This is a genomic window from Microcoleus sp. S13_C5, assembly GCF_036700845.1.
Lineage (GTDB): Bacteria > Cyanobacteriota > Cyanobacteriia > Cyanobacteriales > Microcoleaceae > Microcoleus.
This window is the reverse complement of record NZ_JAUBPR010000126.1, coordinates 1-17,834: the sequence shown is the minus strand read 5'-3', so window position 1 is coordinate 17,834 and position 17,834 is coordinate 1. Positions and strand designations below refer to the sequence as shown.

The following is a 17,834-nucleotide window of genomic DNA, read 5'->3' as shown; positions in this document are numbered from 1 at the left end:
TTAATTATGAAATGGAACCGAAACATCAAAAACAAAGGTAACGCGAGTTAATGCAGTTTAGATGTCGAACAGCTTATTGTCAAAATTAATTGGTAATTGATAAAAAATCAATTAAGTCGATCGGCATGAATAAACAATAAGATATTGTAGAGGCGGATACCGCCTAGCTCTGGACTAGCAGGCAGTTTATTGCTGTTTTCAAACGCCCAAATCCGGTAGTCTGTTTATTTGCACCCACAGGAATTATGCAGCCCCACTATAATACTGTGTCTGCGTAAGTCCTATATAGCAATCCTAAATGATTTGTATAATTATGGTAGGGGCAAACCCCCCGTGGTTGCACCGCCTTGGCTGGGGTAGGTACGGGGGCACTACCCCTACATATTTTTACTGATTTAGGATTGCTATATTTAGTTACTGGCATTGGTTGGGTGTTTTAAGCAATCTATTTAACATGATTCAATTGCCCGACCAAATCTGTAGCAAAACTTTAAGAAATTCGGCCGGAAGGTATGATTTACTAAAAATTAAAAACAGTCGAGCGAGCAGACTTGACAATTTAACAATGATTCCCAGGGAGCATTTTATGAAATCCATTGCTAAAAACAGCATCCACTGGACTTACTCAGTGGCTATTTTCTGTGCCATTTTCGCACTACACCAACAAAAAGCTACAGCAGCAACGCTATCTAACGGCTGGAATTACGCGATCGATTCCTTCAACGACGGCGTGACCGGGCCCCAAATCGGCGGTGGGGAATTTGAATTTTACGGCATCGCCATCAAAGAAACATCAGATACAGCTTTCATCGCCATTAATTCTAATCTAAGTTTAGCAGGATATGCCGACCCACTAGCTCAAAGAGGCAACATCAACTACGGCGATTTATTCTTCAATTTTTCCGGTCAAAACTTTAATACAGCTAACGCAAACGGCAACTTGTTTGGTATCCGCTTCGCCGCCGGAAATGACTCCGGCGTAGCTACAACAGGCGTTTACAGGGATGTTACAGCGAAAAATGTCACCAAAACTAACTCTGGCTTTAGCAATTTAAATCAATTCAATACGGTAGTTGCATCTCAAGGCGGAACCCCATCTATGGGCGATTTAGCGGCCACAGACGCCTATTTTCAACAAACAGGAAACTTTACTATTCTCAACTCAATTGCTACGGGTACAAAAGTAGGAGAAATCAATGTTTTAACGCCAGCGACTTTGAGCGCCCTCGGTCTTAATTTCGCTCAGTTTAATGCAGTAGGTTCTCAAACAATTGGATTCAGTTTTAATAAATCATCAATGCCTTCGGGGAACTATATTGCTAACTTGTTTGCCGAGTGCGCTAACGATGCGATCGCTATTCAAGGATCGTTTGAGGCTGTACCCGAACCTTCTACTTGGTTTGGTACTTTACTAGGATTGAGCTTTTTAGGTATTGGCGCAGCAAAACGCAAAATTAAGCGCAAGATTTCCTAAGTTAAATAGGGTGTGCATTAAGTACCTTACGAATAGCTGTTATGCACACCTTACGAATAGCCGTAGTGCCTCACAAATTGCAAACAGTAGAGTAGACTATCGAGAGATAAAATGCGCCCAAACATTCCCATCTGGTCCAGCAACTTGATTGACGTAACTGTAGGGATACATCAACTTTCTCCCCTCAGTATCGCTGTAACCAGTGAGTGCATCTCCCCAAGGATCTTGCACTATATAACCCTGAGAATTGTAGCCAATTAAAGTGATAATGTGACCAGCAGCAGTAAAATCTCCCGCTAAAACTACTGGCCGTCGATTCAGCAATTCCGATCGCACCTCGGCCCATTTGCGAGTCGTACTAAAACTCGTCTTAAACCCGTAGGCCTGAATCAGCGCCGAAAGCACGTTGTGATCGGTTTGAGAACCCTGGCCGGCATAATCGAAACACCACTGCAACAACTCATCCTCCAACTGTCCGCCCCCCTCAGAACGAACGCCGTAGTAATAAAATACCATCGCGATCGCAGTTACGTTGCAAGTAGACCAATCAAAACGCGGATTGTCCCGCTGCGAAAAATACGGCACGTTCAATTCCACATTGTTCGGAACCGGATCGAAAATTTTATCTCCCCGCTTGAACTGAACAAAACTAGGAAAAACATAACCTGTATTGCCAAAATTCGGCAGTTCTTCAGTCAGGGAAACTTTCAGGTGATCTCCTTCCGCACCGTAGCTGTTCACGCCGTAAACTCGACCTAAAGGCAGCGTAGTTTTCTCGGTACTGCTCAGGCTAGCAGCATCTACTGGCCGTTTTTTAAACACAGTTGCTTGCAGGATTGTCATCGTCAAAGCACCGGGGTCAAAGGTAACTTCTTTGCCGTCTTTTTTAATTTTAACGTCCTGCCAATAAATAAATCCGATATTGCCGAAACCGGGAATTGATTCGGCGAGAGTTACTCGGAAATGCCCCAAAATGCAGGCATAACCAGTAATGGCATAGGTAGTACCTAAAAGTAGGTCAGCCATTTGATCTGCCGGCAGTTTCGATGAATCTTCTGGCTTAGCTTTAATCTGAGTTGTTTGAGTTACCAAAAGTTGAGCGCTGACGTTGCTATTGGGTACGTCAGCCAGGTTAAATTTTAGGATTTGAGTACCTTTGGCCAACTGAACGTCGGGTTCAGAAAAATAGCCAAAAGTGCCGATAGGTGAAATTGCTGAATCCACAACCACCTTGAGATGCCCGTCAATAAATCCGTATTTGCTAACCGCCAAAGTCTGGCCTGCTTTGACAAAAACTTTTTGCTGATTGTTGAGCCGGGAAGAATCAAGGGGAGCTACCTTAAACAAAGTGTCAGAAAGTATCTTTAAGGTCAAACCTTGTCCGACAGTTAGCGGATCAGAACTTACGGTAATGTAAATTATTTGGCTGCCAGTAACGTTGCCTTTGCTGTCAGTTGCCCGCAACCTGAGCCACCGAGCTCCCGCTACGCTAAATCCTTTAGACAAATTAACTTGCCAAGTGCTGGCTTCTTGGTTTAGCGTGACGCTTAGGGGCAATGTATCCTCAGCTATCACCTCAATTTTTGCTGCTTGTTGCCGATCAAAAGTACCCCGAAGGACGATCGGCTGATTTACCAAAACTTCTGCCGGCCCTTGATAACTTAAATTCACAGCGGGATTAAAAGATTTGCCGCCGCGACTGAATTGCACAAAATCGGGATAAATGAAACCCGTATTTCCAAATTGCGGCAAATTCTCGGTCAGCGAGACTTTAATGTGGCTTTGTTCGATCGAGAATCCGGCAATTCCGTAAATCATTCCCGCCGGCAAGGTAATTTTTTCTTGGGGTGGCAGGCTAGCCGCATTTACCGGGCGCTTTTTAAACACAGTCGTTTTGATGATTGTCATCGTAACGGCATTTCTATCATACTCAATTCCCCTCCCGTCTCGCAAAATTTGGACGTGCTGCCAATACACAAATCCCGAAGTTCCTAAGTTAGGAACTGCCCGAGCAAAAGCGACTCGGAAATGGTTTTCCACGCAAGCGTAGCCAAGAAGATTGAAAGTTTCTCCCAGGTTAAATTGTAATTTCTGAGTTGATCCTAAAGTTGCAGAATCTGCGGGGGTGAACTTTAACCAGGTCTTTTTGATCACCCACAGTAACTGCATTCCAGGCGGCGGGGTCGGCAACTCGGCGCGATCGAATATGAGAATTTTTGCGCCTTTGGTTATAAGTACGTGTTTTTCGTAGAAAAAGCCAGAGGTTCCCACCGGAGGAATTGGATTATTTAGTTGAACATTCAGATGTCCATCTTCTAACTCGTAGTCCCTAACTTGATAAATTTTCCCTGCTGGTATGTCCGCTTTTTGCAGTTCGTTGAGATTGCTGGCGGGCAGTGTTCCGGCTTTGAATTTGGTATCTGTGAGAGTAATTAACGTGAAAAATTGAGCGGGTGACTGAGAAGCAGGATTAACTTTGATATTAATTGTTTGTTGACCAATAACTTTGCCTGTCTTATCAGTTGCCTTCACCTGCAGTGTGCGAGTTCCTGCACTATCGAATCCTTTTTCTAAACTGATGTTCCAAATGCCTCTAGAGAGATTTATCCCCACATTCAGGGCATTTGAGCCTTCTGCTGCTGAAATCGCTGCCACTAGATTTTTGTCAAAAGTGCCAACTAAGACAGCGGCTCTATTGACTTCAAGTTCTCGCGGGCCTAAGTAACTTAAAATAATGTTGCTGTTTGTCATTATATATCCCCCTACATACTTAATTATTCAGCTAAAGCAAGGATAACTTCTGATTTTATTAAACACAATGACTTGAACCAGGACAAAATCGCCCCTAGATTCAGCCTACGGGCGGTTAATGCCTTTTCCAGTATAAGTTTTTAATTATTGGCGGGAGTTGCCCCACAAATCTAACTTTAGGCGTACAATAAGCACCTTAACCGAATATATGCCTGGTTGAGCTGATTTGTGGTGCAAGTTTTGAGGGAAGGAATTTAGTTCGAGTCGGTTGTTTCCCCCTGAACCCTTGACCCCTCACTGGCTGAGTCAGGACTTATGAAAAAAACCCGGTTCCTACGACAATATTGCCTATAGCAACGAGGCATCTAGGAAGAAACCGGGTTTTTAGCCGTTTGGTGCGTGCAGGAAGGTTAGTGCGATCGGCTAAACTTCGACTAAACTATGGTGACAAGAATATCTTGAGCGTGAGAGTCAACTTTCAGATTTTCTCCTTCATAAACTTGAATGATTTTGCCGGTACCGTCGATGACGAAAGTAACGCGCTTGGCATAATCGCCTTTCTCGACATCGTAAGCTTTGGTAATCGTGCCATCAACATCTGCTAATAGCTGGAAAGGCAAACCGTATTTTTCTGTGAACTTTTGGTGCGATTCCTCGTTGTCGCGGCTGACACCGAGAACTACTATATCTTTGCCCTTGTATTCTTCATGGGCTGCTTTGAAGCTTTGGGCTTGTCTTGTGCAGCCGGGGGTGTCATCTTTAGGGTAGAAATACAAGATGACGGTTTTACCGGCGAATTGGGACAGGGAGACGGTGTTGCCATTGGTGTCTTTGGCGGTAAATTGAGGGGCAGCGCACCCAACTGGTAATGTCATAGTTTTGTTTTTCTTGGGATTTACCAACCTATTTTAGTTGATTTTGTGCTGCTACCGTCAATGTTTTGAATGCGAGGTTCGGGATTGAGTTCATCCCAGGGAAAATTTGCGCTTGGACAGAGTTCGATAGGGTGATTTTCTGCGTTGAGTTGCGGGCGATCGCGTGTTAAATTATCGGCGTGTTATCTCAATTTTCCAAGTCAATTAAAATTAATTTATTAACTAAAGTATGATTGATTTATAGATTGAGTCAGGGAGATTGCCATCGCGAGTCGGTGCATCTACGAATATGCTGGTTGACGCTCAGAGCAGATTATGGTAATATGATTTGAGTCACCATCTCCCAAAGTCACGCAAGAAATAATCGTGGGGTAAGCAGGGTAAGAACGATATCTAAACTAAAATTTCAATTTTTTATATGAAAAACTTTCAACATTTTGAATCATTTGACCCTCTTGAAGCTAAAACAGAGGCAGCTACAGAAGTTAAGTTAAAAGCTCTCAAAAATTCAATAAAAGGGATTCTGACCTCCTATATAGGATGGTATGATCCCTTCTCCGAAACAATCCAAAATGCTATGGACGCGGTAGACAAGCGTGCTGAGAAAGAGAACGGTTCGTATGAGCCAAAAATCTGGATAACAATTGACATAAAAGAAAATAGACTGATAGTTACAGATAATGGAATAGGATTAGATGAAAGTCAATTTAAATCTTTCTTAGCTCCATTTTTTTCTTTCAAATCGAAAAAAAATCGTGGTCACAAAGGTGTAGGAGCTACCTATCTGGCCTATGGGTTTAATCATATCCAGCTTTGTACTAAAACAGAAAGCTTTACCGCTGTTGGAAAAATGTTAGGCGCTAAAGACTGGGTAGAAGATGAGAGTCCTTCAAGCAGATCTGAAGTTACCAATGATATGGCTGGCCCTTTAGATCCACACTTTATAGATGCTGTAGATACAGGCGTTTCCATCTGCATACACTTCGATAAACATACATTTCCTAAAGATCTGAATTGGGTAGGTATGAATGAAGCTAGTGCATGGCTGAAGGTCTTGCGCTTAAAAACTGCTTTAGGGGCAATCAAGCCTACTTCTGGGCTAAACATTGTTTTAAATGTTATTGATAAGCAGGGGAAGTTAACACAAGATAAAATTGAAAACCCGACTTATTTACGTATTCACGATATATCACCCACTAAGTCAATATGCTATAAAGAAATACAGAAGAAAAAAGATGATTTATATAAAAAAGAGAAAAATACAGACGATCTTCCAAGCAATTATAAAAATCGCCTTGTGATCTATGGAGAGTGGGATATAGAAGCACTCTTATCCCTAGACAGATGGAACCTGACAGACGAAGAACAGGAACTATTAAAAAATCATAAACCTTATGTTTACTGTGCTTATGTGTGGTCAGTTAATTACTGGAAAGAATTCCATAAAGATATAAAATATAGGATTTCCAGCAAAATATTATACGGTGGTATACAGCTAGCCGCCAATAATATGCCACAAGGAGAGACAGTAACAATTCCACTAAATAAAAATATTAACCGTCAAAATAATGCGCACGTTCTAGTTCATTTCGATAATTATACTCCAGACTTAGGGAGAAAAAACTATCAAAAAGAGTTAATAGAACTGGCTCAAAAAATTGCATCTAAGTTAGTAGATATATTATTTAAATATCATAAATGTTTAAAACCTACAATGGGAGGAAGGAATCGCGATGAACTATTTAGGGAGCAAAGAATTGACGAGTGGAAAAAAGAGATGGAAGAACACGAAAAAAATAATCCTCTACAGTTAATAAATGAGAATTTCTTTATCCCAACAAAGAAAGTGTCAATAACATCATTTCCTTCCCGAGAACAAGATGTCATTGCTTTGTTTAACCAAATGATTGCTGGAGGTGTTATTCGGGGTATCCAGATCATGGCAACGAATGAACGCTCTGATTATGACGGATTATATAGAATATTGATTGACCGTAATGAATTGCATATCTATGATCCAAAACTTAATCCCATAGGAGTTTTAGAAGAAAATATAGAAAATTTTGATTCAAATAACCAGCTTCCTTTTCGGTCTGGACCCAAAGTATTGGAATATAAATTTTCATTGGATGGATTAATAGAAAATATAGAAACAGGTATCAAGAATTCTAAAAATATTAATTTGGTTGTAGTTTGGGAAACAGGTGAAGAATGGAAAAAGAACTATAGGATTTTCACAACCCTACATGAAGATTGTCTAGAGTATCGAAAATATCATGGCGTGACACACATTATGCGAAATATAGACACCCATGAAGAAGCAATGGATTTGATTGTTCTTAAAGAATTAATAGAATACCTTAATAACCCAACTGAAACCCAAAAAGCACAGTTTGCGAAGTATGAAGAAGACGAATAATAGGAGAAATTCCGGTTGAAATTAACTAAATGGATTGTCATAATAAGTCTTAGATTAGTACCAATTGGGTGGCTCAGCCTTATTGTTCGCTTCTTTTACTCTGGTCACTGATACAGCAGCCGCTCGCCCACTTCAACTGTCAATACGTCGTTATATCTGCAATCATAAAAAATATAGTACCTGTTCAGAGGTTCTCTCAATGACTTTTATTCCATCCGAAGCATTTAAATCTATTAGTTATCCCGATCGCACCGTCAAAAGAGCCGATCGCGCCGTCCGCTGTTCCCCTTTTCAATTACACTTCTTCCAGACCATCCGCGATAACAGTGTTTTCCTAACTGCGATCGCCTCAAATTCCGGTGTCGAAAGCGGCTACACTCGATCGCCCGTATCCGAACTCGTAGCCGAAAACTCGCTACTGTGGCTGATCCAAGTCGGCGTACTGCGGCGGGAAGTAGACGGACAAGGGATTACCGACAGTTTTCGCCTCACGCCCCTGGGCCGCCAACTCGTGGAAAAATGGGAACAGGAGGGACAGGGAGTGCCGGCCGCGTCATTGTGCGATCGTATGGGAAATGCCGTTAGCCGCGGGTTGGGACTGTTCTTATAAACTGCAGATGTAAAGCAGATAAACACGGATAAACGCAGATAATTTCAGAATAGGAAAGCTTGGGAGTGCAAGAGGTCTAATGGTTCAAACCCCGACCAAATCTTTGACTCTAGATGAATTTCTCCAAAGGCCGGAAACCAAACCGGCCAGCGAATTCATCGACGGTCAGATTATCCAGAAACCTATGCCCCAAGGAAAACACAGCACAATTCAAAGCGATTTGGGTGCTGACATTAACCGGGTACTCAAACCGCAACGCATCGCCCGCGCCTATCCAGAATTGCGCTGTACCTTTGGAGGTCGATCGACAGTACCCGATCTTGCAGTCTTTACCTGGGAACGCATTCCCCGCGACGAAAACGGCGAAGTAGCCAACACTTTCGCCATCGCCCCCGACTGGACAATCGAAATTCTTTCCCCCGACCAAAGTCAAACTAAAGTCGTCCGCAACATTCTCCACAGTCTCGGCCACGGAACCCAGATGGGCTGGTTGATTGACCCGGAAGAAGAACTGGTATTTGTCTATTTTGCCGATCGCACCATAGCAGTTTTTGAAGAACCGGGCGATCGCATCCCCGTTCCAATTTTTGCCGAATCCTTTAATCTCACCGTCGGTGAAATGTTCAGTTGGCTGACTGAGTAGCGCCACCTCGGTTTATGAATGATTTAACCGCAGAGGGCGCAGAGGGCGCAGAGGAAGAGAAGAGAGAGCTCTCTACGGATTTGCTTCGATCTAATGTGCGGTCGATCGCTTATACTAAAATATCTGGTTGTCAGCTCTTCAATGACGAGAGATGACTAAAGTTGTCACTACAAACTTAATTATGATTATTTAACCGGACTTGATATCATCTCTCAAATAACCGCTAACTACTAACAACAAACTACATAAAACGTTTCTCAAAAATGGAAGCTAAATCTTACAAAGACACGGTAAACCTGCCCAAAACCAAGTTTGATATGCGCGCCAACGCCGTCAAACGGGAACCAGAATTGCAACAATTTTGGGCAGATCAAGAAATCTACGATCGCCTTTCGGAAAATAACCCAGGCGACTTGTTCATCCTGCACGACGGGCCCCCCTACGCCAACGGACAACTCCACATCGGCCACGCCCTCAACAAAATTCTCAAAGACTTTATCAACCGCTACCAAATGCTGCGCGGCAAAAAAGTCCGCTACGTACCCGGTTGGGATTGTCATGGATTGCCGATCGAACTTAAAGTATTGCAGAACATGAAATCGGAGGAGCGGCTAAATCTTACGCCGATCGAACTCCGCCACAAAGCCGCCACCTTCGCGCAGCAAACAATGGAACAGCAGCGCGAATCCTTCCAGCGCTACGGCGTTTGGGGCGACTGGAAACACCCGTATTTAACCATGAAACCCGAATACGAAGCCGCTCAAATCGGCGTTTTCGGTCAAATGGTACTCAAAGGCTACATCTACCGCGGCTTCAAACCGGTTCACTGGAGCCCGAGCTCGAAAACAGCCCTCGCCGAAGCGGAATTGGAATATCCCGAAGGCCACACGTCGCGCAGCATCTACGTCGGCTTTCATGTGAGAAAATTGTCAAAATCCCTGCAAACAAAGCTCAAGCGCTATATGCCGAGTCTCTGGGCGGCGATTTGGACGACTACCCCCTGGACAATTCCGGCAAACTTGGCGATCGCCGTCAATCCCGAACTGACTTATGCCGTGGTGGAACCGCCGGCAAATTCCCACATCGCACAACAATTTATGTTAGTAGCTGTCGATGCGGTCGATCGGCTGTCGGCAACTTTTAACACTGAATTAAAAATACTCGCCACCTTCAAAGGCAAAGAATTAGAAGGTTGCATCTACAAACACCCGCTGTTCGATCGCGAAAGTCCAATTGTTGCCGGCGGTGACTACATTACCGCCGATTCTGGTACGGGATTGGTACACACTGCACCCGGCCACGGACAAGAAGACTTTATCGTCGGAAAACGCTGCGGTTTGCCAGTTTTAACGCCCGTAGATGAGAACGGAAATTTTACCGCAGAAGCAGGACAGTTTGCAGGTTTAAATGTCCTCGGAAACGGCAATGCCGCAGTGATTGATGCCCTTGCCGAAGCAAATTGTTTGATTAAAGAGGAAAGTTACGCTCACTCTTATCCTTACGATTGGCGCACGAAAAAGCCGACCATTTTTCGGGCGACGGAACAGTGGTTTGCTTCCGTTGAAGGATTTCGAGATGAAGCCCTAAAAGCGATCGCCGATGTGAATTGGATTCCCGCCCAAGGGGAAAATAGAATCACGGCAATGGTAAGCGATCGATCGGATTGGTGTATTTCTCGCCAGCGGACTTGGGGGGTTCCCATTCCCGTATTCTACGACGAAGAAACCAACGAACCGCTGTTAAATGAAGCAACGATCGCCCACGTGCAAGCCATCTTTGCCGAACGCGGTTCCGATGCTTGGTGGGAATTGTCAATCGATGAATTGCTGCCGGAATCTTACCGCAACAACGGCCGCACTTACCGCAAGGGAACCGACACGATGGATGTGTGGTTTGACTCCGGTTCTTCTTGGGCCGCAGTTGCCCAAGGTCGATCGGAATTAAACTATCCTGCTGATATCTATTTGGAAGGTTCAGACCAACACCGCGGCTGGTTTCAATCGAGTTTGCTTACCAGTGTAGCAACTAACGGCGTTGCTCCTTACAAAACAGTTTTGACTCACGGTTTTGTACTAGATGAAAAAGGCCGCAAGATGAGCAAATCTGAAGGCAATGTCGTCGATCCGGCGACAGTAATTAAGGAATATGGAGCCGATGTTTTGCGGTTGTGGGTGTCTTCGGTAGACTACTCGGCAGACGTGCCTTTGGGCAAAAACATTCTCAAACAGCAGTCGGATGTTTACCGCAAAATTCGCAATACAGCTAAGTTTTTGCTGGGCAATTTGCACGACTTCGATCCGGCAAAAGATGCCGTTGCTTACGAGGAATTGCCGGAACTCGACCGCTATATGCTGCACAGAATGGGCGAAGTTTTTGCGGAAGTCCAAGATGCTTTTGAAAGCTTCCAATTTTCCCGATTCTTCCAAACTGTGCAGAATTTCTGCACGGTAGATTTGTCGAATTTTTACTTGGATATTGCCAAAGACAGACTTTACATCAGCGCGACAGATACCCTTCGCCGCCGCAGTTGTCAGACGGTGATTGCAATTGCTGTGGAGAATTTAGCAAGGGCGATCGCACCTGTTTTGTGTCACATGGCTGAGGATATTTGGCAGTACCTTCCCTATCCGACTCCTTACAAGTCCGTGTTTGAAGCCGGCTGGGTGCAAATAGATGCTTCATGGCATAATCCAGAATTGGCTACTCGCTGGCAGTATTTGCGACAAGTGCGCGGCGAAGTTAACAAGGTTTTGGAAAAAGCCCGGATTGAAAAGGCGATCGGTTCTTCTTTGGAAGCTAAGGTTTTGGTGTATGTTCCCGATGTTGAGAAAAGGCAGCAACTGCAAGCTTTGAATCCCAGCAGCGAAGGATTGGTGGATTATGTGCGATCGCAAAATTCAGTCATAGAGTTAGCGGCAGAGGAGAAAGCAAAAGCAGCACAAGATAAACAGGAAGAACAAGCGGCAAAAGTTGCTAAAGTCTTGACAGAAAACACAATTCATGTGAAAGCGGAAACGATCGCACAAAAGAGCGATCAATCTTCTCAGATAGTAGAGTATTCCGCCCCTGAACTCTCGGCTTCTGATTCGCAGCCAATCTTAGATCAAGCTGCCCAGTTTGTGGCTAATTTGCCTGAATACGCGGGCAACTTTGTCACAGAATACCAAAAAGCGCTGGTAACACTGGGGCTGTTAGCCTCTGTGTTGATAACGGGCAGAGTAACGCTGGCGATTTTGGATACGATGAATCAGATTCCGCTTTTGGGAGGCTTATTAGAAGTCATCGGCATCTTATTTACAATCTGGTTTGCTTTCCGTCACTTGCTGTTTGCTGCCAACCGTCAACAACTGGCTCAAAAGATTGATTTTATGACAGCAGATGTGGTGGGGCGGACAAACACGCTTGTGCTTGCAGAAACACAGGCGCTCGTACTCGCACCGCCAGTAGAGACAGCGCTTGTGGTTGTAGAAGAAACACAGGCGATCGTACAAACAGCCCCGGCCGAAAAAGTGTTTGTAGAAACACCCCAAATCCCGGAAGCAGAATTAGTTGCGATCGCACCCAAGCCAGAAATTCCTGCTGAAATAGCTGTAGGGCACGATTCTACAATGACCGGCAACGGTGTAGACGAACTGCGGTATTTGTTCATTACTTCGGAAGTGGAACTGGTAGAATCGAATGCAGCGATGCAGGAATTGCCGTACAGTTATCAGTCTCCAGAGTTGGCGATTGGTGTAGTGAAAGCAGACGGGGAAAAGTGCGATCGTTGCTGGAACTACTCTACTCACGTCGGAGAGTCGATCGAACATCCGCTAATTTGCGAACGCTGCGTTTCAGCAGTAGACGGCAAATTCTAACGTAGGCTGCGCTTCGGGAAAAATTATTGAGTTTGTGGTAGCCACATTCAGCCCGAAGCGCAGCCTACAATAACTTGATTTACTTATTTCTGATTAAAAAAACGGCAGACGATTTCACCAGGGTTGTTTTGTCCAAACGCCAGAACAGTTCCATCTTTCTTAACTGTAGTGCGATCGCGGCAATTGTAGACTTCTAGAGGCTGTTTCACTCCATCAACACTCAGAATTACCCTGTATTCCCAATAATTTTTTGCACTGCGTTTGATATCGACAATGCAAATCTCGCTTCCTTGATAATTGCGGCATACAGAGGCCTCAGCAGGAAGGGCTACCCAGAAACAAGATATTAATAACAAAAAGTAGCAAACACATTTCATCATCTGCTATCTATTCCACTGCATAACCCGTATACTGCCGCATAAAGGGCGGCTGAAATCCCCAAACAATATCCTCTTTGGGAACTCCGGCTATTACTAAATCTTCAGCAATATCATCTTCAGTGGCATTCCATTGAAGCCAAATTTTCCCGCCCTTGATATCAATGTGAATGCTACAGTGATGCACCCTAGTCTGCTTGTCCCAGCCCACATAAAAGATTTGGTAATGATCTCGTTCTGTATCAAGAATTGTCTCGACTTCAATGTCTCCGTGAGCAGGTTTGCGCTTGCCGTACTCCAGTAACATTTGCTGCACAATTTGCCGATATTTGATTAATTTTTCCATTCTACAATTACCTCAACTGCTGTATCATAAACAATCATTTTTACCTGATTTTCTTCGATCCTTGCTTTGGGGAAATCTAGTTGAAAGAATTCTTCATAAGTTATTAACGGCACCGCCAAGTACAAAATGCGATCTGGTGCTTTTTCTTTGAGTGCGGCTCGATAATTAATGAACTGCCCCAATGCTCTGTGAAATTCAGAGATTGCCGACGATTTTGCCAAAAAACTTTTGACCTCAACGGCAATTTTTTCGCCTTCCCTTTCGGCCGCAATCAGCCTTTCTGCTCCCAGATCGATCGACATATCTACACCGCCCACACTAATCGGAAACGGATCGTGGGTAATATGCCAACCTTCTTTTTGCAAAGCTGTTTTGACAACTTCATGAAAAACATCTCTGGCAGACATAATATATCGATAACTAACTTACTTATTCCTATCTTACCTTTTTTGATAACCAACCGGTAGTATTTTGCAAGCGACTTAGCAATTGGGCGGGCCCTCAAGTCGCGACATCATAAGATAGCTGAACCATACCAGAACTGTATGTCTGACATCCAGTTAACTGCAAAGCTGTAGTATTTATGGGATTAACAAATAAAGGGATTCCCTCGCCTAAAATAATCGGGTGCACCGAGAGAATCACTTCGTTGACAAAATTTTGATTCAGGAAATCGCGAATCAGCAGAGCACCTCCCACCAACCAAATATTTTTGCCCTCAAACAAGCGCAAATCATTGACAAAAGTCTCTAAATTTGTTACTACTTCCACATCCGAAGTGGCTTGAAAATCTAGATTTTTCGTAAAAACATAACTCTTTTTTTCCTGGTACGGATACTCGCCAAAAGTTAGAACTTGTTCGTATGTTTTCCGACCCATGAGAACCGTATCGATGCTATCTAAGAAGTTACTATAACCGTAATTTTGGTCTGTAAACAGCCAGTCAATATCGCCATTCGATCGGGCGATATAACCGTCTAAACTAGATGCAATGAATAGTACAATTTTACGCATGGCAACACCGAGGTTTTGGGAATGATTGGGGCGAGGATAGCCCCAGTTACCTTAATTTTAAATGATTTAGCGTCCTGACGGTAGCTTGAGTTCGATACCCAGTTTGTTGCTGACATCGATCGCCGTATTAGCAAAATCAGTCATGCCTGCGATCGGAATTGCGATCGCAGTACCCGCCGCTACAAGAGCTGTTAAGCTTTTCTTTAATCGAGTTTTATTCCATTGGTTTTCCGGTTTCTTGATTTCGGTTTCAACATCTTCAATATCTATAATTATCCCCTCGCGGATGTCTTCGGGAAACTGATCGGCGGTTTCACGCATCGAGGAAATCAGTTTCAAAAGTTCGGCGGTATTGGTGTTATTGTTTTGCAGGGATTGATTGCCAGCAACTTCGGCACTGTTCGACGAACCGCCGATATTGCCGGAAAAGTTAGCACCTTGAAAAGCACCTTGAAAGTTGTTTGTTTCAGAAGAATTTTGAGTCATTTTTGCTTCGGCTTTATTAATAATTGGTCTACTAACAGCTAGTTTAGCGATATCTACAATGTCGTCATATTCTCTTCCGTATTTTTCCATTTCTCGATCGCCCATTTGCTTTCTGCGCCGAAGTTCGATCGACTCATACCCATCCAGCAACGATCGCAAATTGAGTTTCAGTTTAAGTTTGCCGACGGTTTTTTGAGTTTCACCCATCTCCTCCAATCCTAGCAATTCCTCGTAATCCAGCGGATCGGCATCGGGATAACCGGGAACCGGCACCCATTGACTGATTTCCAGATTGGCAAAAGAATTGTGGATTTTGGTAAACGTATCGCGGATCATGCTGAGGAAAGAACGCCGCGTCGATTCCCGCCCGCTAACGGCAATAAAGATTTTCTTATCTTCCGGGTCAGATTTGATCCGGGCGATGTTGTACACCTCAGCGCCTTCGCGGTACTCCAGCATAACCCCCGTGCGCCAGTGGGTGCAGTTGTGGATTTTCTCGTGCATGAGGACGATGAAGCGCGAGAGGATGCTGTCGGGGAGGATGCGGTAGTGATATTGAAATTCCAGCGTTTCGCCTTCGAGTTCGGTGTTTTCCGGTTGTTCTTTGGGCAAGATGCCGGGGATGAGGAAAGTCGGCGCGGGACAATGGCTGACGGGGAAGCAGAGTTCAAATTCCTCCATCAACCCGGTGAGGCAGTGGTAGCGGTGGCTGGGATATTTATTTGGGTCGAGGATGCGGCTGAGGTCGGCGTAGGTGAGAATGCCTTTGGTTTTGACTTTGAGTGCGTCGTCGCTGAGGAGGGCATAGATGCCTTGTGTCACCCAGTGGGGATTGAGGATATTGGTGTTTTGCAGGATCGGGTGTTCGCGGAAGTTGAGGACAATGCCCAGGTTGTGCAGCAGTCCGATGAGTTGGGTTTGGTCGGTTTCTTCAAAGATGTTTTCTTTGGCGCAGATGGTGGCGTATTCGCTGATGCTGATGATGTCTTTGTCGAGGTTTTCCAGGCGCTGCTTGACTTGGAACCAGCTTAGCGGCAAAAGATCGTAGACTTCTTTGAGTTGGGAGATTTCGGTGTGGATGGCGCTGCGGAGTTCGTCGATGCCGGTTCCGCTTGGGCACGAAGTTTCGATAATCGCTTTGATGTTGGGATATTTGTCGCGCAAGGCTTTGCGGTTGAGATCCAGGGGTTGTTCGTCGCACTTGTTGCCGACGAGGATGACGGGGGAAGCATCGCCGAAGCTTTCGATCAGCTTCAGCCAGTATTCGAGGCGGTTTTCGTCTTCGCTGGTGCGGCAGTTGCACACCAGCAGGTAGAGGCTGCGTTTGGTAAGGAAAAATTGGTGGGTGGCGTGGTAGATTTCTTGTCCGCCGAAGTCCCAGACGTTGAGTTTGACGGGTTTGGTGTTGACTGTAATTTGCCAGTCTGTGATGTTGAGTCCGTCGGTTTGGGGCTCATTGGGGTTGTATTTGTTGTCGGTGAGGCGGTTGATCAGGGAGGTTTTGCCGACGCTGCTTTGCCCGACGAGGAGGACTTTGGCTTCGTTGAGGGGGCGGACTTCGCCGCTGCGGAGTTGGCGCAGGTAGTTGAAGATGGCGGCGGGAGTACCGAGGGCTCCGTACTTGTTGGCGGGCCCTAGAACTTCAGGAGAAATGGGCAGGGGATTGCCACGGAGGTCGAGTATTTCAATTTTTGGCAGTGTTTCCAAGCATTCAGGAATCTTTTCAATCTGATTGTCACTGAGGTCAAGCTGTGTCAGATTGGACAGTTGGCCGATGACTTCTGGGATGGATGCAATCTGATTCTCACCGAGGTAAAGCACTGTCAGATTGGACAGTTGGCCGATGACTTCTGGGATGGATGTAATCTGATTGTAACCGAGGCTAAGCTGTGTCAGATTGGACAGTTGGCCGATGACTTCTGGGATGGATGTAATCTGATTGTTCCAGAGGTAAAGCGCTGTCAGATTCGACAGTTGGCCGATGACTTCTGGGATGGATGCAATCTGATTGTTACTGAGCACAAGCTGTGTCAGATTGGACAGTTGGCCGATGACTTCTGGGATGGATCTAATCTGATTGTCACTGAGTTGAAGTTCTGTCAGATTCGACAGTTGGCCGATGACTTCTGGGATGGATCTAATCTGATTGTTAAAGAGGCAAAGCTCTGTCAGATTCGACAGTTGCCCGATGACTTCTGGGATGGATGTAATCTGATTGCTAAAGAGGCAAAGCTCTGTCAGATTCGACAGTTGGCCGATGACTTCTGGGATGGATGTAATCTGATTGTCACTGAGGACAAGCTGTATCAGATTCGACAGTTGCCCGATCGCATCTGGGATGGATGTAATCTGATTGTCACTGAGGACAAGCTGTGTCAGATTCGACAGTTGCCCGATCGCATCTGGGATTTGGGTAATCTGATTGTGACTGAGCACAAGCTGTGTCAGATTCGACAGTTGCCCGATCGCATCTAGGATTTGGGTAATCTGATTGTGACTGAGCACAAGCTGTGTCAGATTCGACAGTTGGACGATCGCCTCGGGAATTTCTGTTAAACCAATGCTGGTTAAATCTAAACTCTCTAATTGCTGTATTTCCAGCAGCAATTCTGGAATCCTTCCGAATGGATTGCCACTAAGGTTAATCGAGCGCAAATTTTCCAACGATCGCAATTCCTCTGGCAGTGCGATTAATTGATTGGTGATTAGTTGCGGATTCCATGAACCATCAACCCTTTCCCATTTTTGCACCTTCCCCAACACCAACGTCTCAAGCTGTGTACACTTGCCAATCTCCGGCGGCAATTCCTCCAAGTCCAGCCCCGACAAATCCAGTTCCGTCAATTTTTCCTCGGCTGCTTGGTCAATTCGCCGCACTGCTTCCTCTCGCGTCATGCCCTTCGTCTCGGGAGCGTGTCACTTTTGCGATGAGTATAAATACTCATGAACCCCACCATGACTTTTTTACCGATCATCAGTATA

12 protein-coding genes are annotated in these 17,834 nt (G+C 45.0%); 5 read left to right on the top strand and 7 right to left on the bottom strand.

Annotated elements, in window-relative coordinates; translation table 11 throughout:
- The first annotated feature begins 586 nt into the window (after positions 1 to 586).
- Positions 587 to 1,474, top strand: coding sequence for a PEP-CTERM sorting domain-containing protein (locus QUA04_RS24235; RefSeq protein ID WP_333261802.1), 888 nt, complete (start codon positions 587 to 589; stop codon positions 1,472 to 1,474).
- Positions 1,475 to 1,570: 96 nt separating this feature from the next.
- Here the strand turns inward: QUA04_RS24235 and QUA04_RS24230 are convergent, their stop codons facing one another.
- Together QUA04_RS24230 and QUA04_RS24225 are read right to left on the bottom strand one after the other, a co-directional pair.
- Positions 1,571 to 4,225 (bottom strand): C39 family peptidase, encoded by a 2,655-nt coding sequence (locus QUA04_RS24230; protein ID WP_333261799.1) that lies wholly within the window; start codon positions 4,223 to 4,225, stop codon positions 1,571 to 1,573.
- A gap of 434 nt (positions 4,226 to 4,659) precedes the next feature.
- On the bottom strand, positions 4,660 to 5,100 hold the full coding sequence (locus QUA04_RS24225) for a peroxiredoxin (RefSeq protein WP_015179115.1): 441 nt from the start codon (positions 5,098 to 5,100) through the stop codon (positions 4,660 to 4,662).
- A gap of 418 nt (positions 5,101 to 5,518) precedes the next feature.
- On the opposite strand from QUA04_RS24225, the gene QUA04_RS24220 reads away from it, so the two are divergent.
- The 4 genes from QUA04_RS24220 to ileS all read left to right on the top strand — a co-directional run bounded on the left by QUA04_RS24220 (position 5,519) and on the right by ileS (position 12,629).
- Complete coding sequence (locus QUA04_RS24220; RefSeq protein ID WP_333261795.1) at positions 5,519 to 7,519, top strand: ATP-binding protein; 2,001 nt, start codon at positions 5,519 to 5,521, stop codon at positions 7,517 to 7,519.
- 199 nt (positions 7,520 to 7,718) lie between these two features.
- On the top strand, positions 7,719 to 8,129 hold the full coding sequence (locus QUA04_RS24215) for an Npun_F0494 family protein (protein WP_333143934.1): 411 nt from the start codon (positions 7,719 to 7,721) through the stop codon (positions 8,127 to 8,129).
- A 79-nt stretch (positions 8,130 to 8,208) separates the two neighbouring features.
- Complete coding sequence (locus QUA04_RS24210; RefSeq protein WP_333261792.1) at positions 8,209 to 8,772, top strand: Uma2 family endonuclease; 564 nt, start codon at positions 8,209 to 8,211, stop codon at positions 8,770 to 8,772.
- A 263-nt stretch (positions 8,773 to 9,035) separates the two neighbouring features.
- Positions 9,036 to 12,629: an isoleucine--tRNA ligase gene (ileS, locus tag QUA04_RS24205; protein WP_333261789.1), complete on the top strand. Its 3,594-nt coding sequence runs from the start codon at positions 9,036 to 9,038 to the stop codon at positions 12,627 to 12,629.
- 83 nt (positions 12,630 to 12,712) lie between these two features.
- Here ileS and QUA04_RS24200 read toward each other — a convergent pair whose 3' ends face one another.
- From QUA04_RS24200 to QUA04_RS24180, 5 genes are all read right to left on the bottom strand, one after another.
- On the bottom strand, positions 12,713 to 13,009 hold the full coding sequence (locus QUA04_RS24200) for a hypothetical protein (protein WP_333261785.1): 297 nt from the start codon (positions 13,007 to 13,009) through the stop codon (positions 12,713 to 12,715).
- Positions 13,010 to 13,016: 7 nt separating this feature from the next.
- On the bottom strand, positions 13,017 to 13,352 hold the full coding sequence (locus tag QUA04_RS24195; RefSeq protein WP_333261782.1) for a XisI protein: 336 nt from the start codon (positions 13,350 to 13,352) through the stop codon (positions 13,017 to 13,019).
- Positions 13,340 to 13,759, bottom strand: a complete 420-nt coding sequence (locus QUA04_RS24190) for a XisH family protein (RefSeq protein ID WP_333261780.1) — start codon at positions 13,757 to 13,759, stop codon at positions 13,340 to 13,342. Before QUA04_RS24190 ends, QUA04_RS24195 begins: the two co-directional genes overlap by 13 nt.
- A 94-nt stretch (positions 13,760 to 13,853) precedes the next feature.
- Positions 13,854 to 14,366 carry a dihydrofolate reductase family protein gene (locus tag QUA04_RS24185; protein ID WP_333261777.1) on the bottom strand — a complete coding sequence of 171 codons (513 nt, stop codon included), beginning with the start codon at positions 14,364 to 14,366 and terminating at the stop codon, positions 13,854 to 13,856.
- A 66-nt stretch (positions 14,367 to 14,432) separates the two neighbouring features.
- Positions 14,433 to 17,747, bottom strand: a complete 3,315-nt coding sequence (locus QUA04_RS24180) for a leucine-rich repeat domain-containing protein (RefSeq protein WP_333261774.1) — start codon at positions 17,745 to 17,747, stop codon at positions 14,433 to 14,435.
- Positions 17,748 to 17,834: the final 87 nt, after the last annotated feature.